Source organism: Archangium sp. (genome assembly GCF_036388035.1).
In the GTDB taxonomy this organism is placed as follows: domain Bacteria; phylum Myxococcota; class Myxococcia; order Myxococcales; family Myxococcaceae; genus Archangium.
In genome coordinates this window covers 1-2348 of the sequence record NZ_DASVSO010000339.1, presented here as the reverse complement: position 1 = coordinate 2348, position 2348 = coordinate 1, and the positions used below count along the sequence as shown (strand labels likewise).

The 2348-nt window shown below is 72.4% G+C and carries 3 protein-coding genes; 1 reads left to right on the top strand and 2 read right to left on the bottom strand.

The genetic code is table 11. The features are described 5' to 3' along the window. Nucleotides 1–214: 214 nt before the first annotated feature. A complete protein-coding gene (locus VF697_RS13880; protein ID WP_331095099.1) occupies nucleotides 215–976 on the top strand; it encodes an alpha/beta hydrolase in 762 nt (253 codons plus the stop codon). On the opposite strand, the gene VF697_RS13875 is transcribed toward VF697_RS13880, so the two are convergent. Together VF697_RS13875 and VF697_RS13870 are read right to left on the bottom strand one after the other, a co-directional pair. Further along, nucleotides 953–1870 (bottom strand): JmjC domain-containing protein, encoded by a 918-nt coding sequence (locus VF697_RS13875; protein ID WP_331095097.1) that lies wholly within the window; start codon nucleotides 1868–1870, stop codon nucleotides 953–955. The two genes, VF697_RS13880 and VF697_RS13875, sit on opposite strands and share 24 nt — an antisense overlap. A gap of 121 nt (nucleotides 1871–1991) precedes the next feature. Then, nucleotides 1992–2348: hypothetical protein (locus tag VF697_RS13870; protein ID WP_331095095.1), on the bottom strand; the 357-nt coding region annotated here is incomplete at its 5' end.

The window sequence follows — 2348 nt, the reverse complement described above, 5'->3', positions numbered from 1 at the left end:
TGATGCGGATGATCGCGCCCAGGATCCTCGAAGCCATGGACGCGCGGGATCGGGAGACCTTCATGAGCACCCTGCGCTCGGAGATGGGCGCGGAGGGCACCGAAGCGAGCCCGATGAACCCGCAGGGCATCCAAGGCACGTGAGCCACCCGAGGCCCGCGGCGCAAGGACATGTCGGGCTGCTGCCTCCCCGTATCGCCCGGAGATGGGTGGAGGTGGACGGGGCACGCGCGCAGGTGCTCGAGGCGGGAGAGGGGCCAGTGCTGGTGCTGCTCGCGAGCATGCTGGTGCGGGCCCGCACCTACCTGCCGCTCATCCGCGGGCTGGCGGCGCACTTCCACGTCCTGGTGGTGGAGCTGCCAGGCACGGGCCGTTCGTCGCCCGTCCGGCGGCCGTGGACGCTCGCGGCCTATGCCCGGTGGACAGCACGCCTCATGGAGCAGCTCCGGCTCGAGCGCGTGCTGCTGGTGGGGCACTCCAACAGCGGAGGCGTGGCGCTGCTGCTGGCGGCCCGACATGGCGAGAGCGTGGACAGGCTCGTGCTCGCGGACACCATTGGCGCCCGGCGCCAGCGCTCCGTGCCGCGCGTGGTGGGCGCCCGGTTGGTGGACGCCCTCTTCGAGTGGGGCCTCAACCTGCGCGCCTGGTGGCATATCGGCTACAACGCGCTCCGCCACCCGCGCTCCTTCTTCCACCAGGTGAAGGTGGGCTGTCTGACGGCGTTGCTCCACCACGCGCCCCGGGTGCGGGTGCCCGTCCTGCTCGCGTGGGGCCGGAGGGACCACACCATGCCCCTGTCCTGCGCGGCCCGGCTGCGTGAGCGCATGCCGCGTGCCCGGGTATACGTCGGCGCCGGCAGCCACGACTGGCTCATCACCGAGCCGCGGGAGTTCACCCGGGCCGTCCTCGCCTTCGTCAGCGGCCAGGAGGAGCAACCCTCGCGGGAGGCTCCTCTACCGGGTGGGTCCGCGGGGTGAGCCCTCGGCGCTTCCCGAGGAGCGGATGCCCGCGCTGGCGGCGGCGGCCATGAAGCGGAGCACCATTCGCGGATCCTCCAGCATCCGCTGCAGCTCGCCCCCGAGCTCCCGGAAGAGGGAGCGGCACAGCTCCACCTTCTCCTCGTCCGAGAGCGGAGAGGCATGCCCCAGCGGAGGCACCCGTTGCCGCCAGGTGCGCGAGCGCAACAGGTGCGAGCGGAGGAAGTCCACGACGTCGATGGGCGTCGGCGGCATGAGGCCCACCGAGATGGAGATGGACTCCTGCTCCGGCGCGGTGACCTCGTGCCAGAAGCCGCCGGGAATGTAGAGCCAGTCGCCGGCTTCGAGCCGGCACTCGAGGGTCGGCGTCCGCTCGCGCGCGATGTTCGTCTCGGCGGTGATCGTCTCGAGCAGGGGCACCGGGTTGAGCGTGTTCTCCCGCAGCAGGTAGCGCTTGGCCCCCTGGGTCTGGAAGATGAAGACCTCCTCCGGGTCGCAGTGCCAGCCGAAGCTGCCGTGGCCCGGAGGGGTGCAATAGACCTGGAGGTTCACCGTGCCGTGCAGCTCGGCGGAGAGCGAGCGTCCCAACTGCGCGAGCCCCGTGTCATGCCGATCCGCGTGCCTCAGGGCGAGCGAGTAGCCCTCCTCAAAGAGCTTGCGGGCCTCCCGGGCGCTGGTGGGCCGGGGGCCCGACCACAGCACGCCGTCGCGGACCAGCAGCAGGTCGCACGCGGGGTCCTCGACGAGCCGCTCGACGGTGGCCCAGGTCGCCAGCTCGCGCAGATGCGCCGCGGCGGCCGGCCGCGCGAGCGGCTTCTGGAGGTAGTGCTCCTGGAGGAAGACGGGGCGCGGAAGCTCGCCCAGCAGCGTGTCGATGAGCATGAAGAAACCCACGGGGCCCCATGAACCAAGGCCGGGCCTTCACCGGGAATATACGAGGTAGACCCAAGAAAGAAGGCCCCCGGGGCGCGTGCCCTCGGAGGCCTTCTCGGCACACCGGCCAGATGCTCCGCCATCAATGGCCGGAGCTACCACCCGAACCGGGCTGCGAGCCCGAGCCGGAACCCGTGCCGGTCCCCGGATTCGTGGTGCCCGTGCCCTGGCTGCCCTGGGTGCCACCCGTCCCCATGCCCGTGCCGCCCGTGCTGCCCGAGCCCGTGTTGCCGCTGCCCGTGCCGCCCGAGCCCGTGCCGCCCGAGCCCGTGCCACCGCTGCCCATGCTGCCCGAACCGGTGCCGCCGCTGCCCGAGCCGCCGCTGCCCACGTCACCCCCCAGGTCGCCCGTGCCGCCGCTGCCCGTACCGCCCGAACCCGAGCCGCCGCTGCCGATGTCACCGTTCAGGTCGCCCGTGCCGCCGCTGCCCGTACCGCC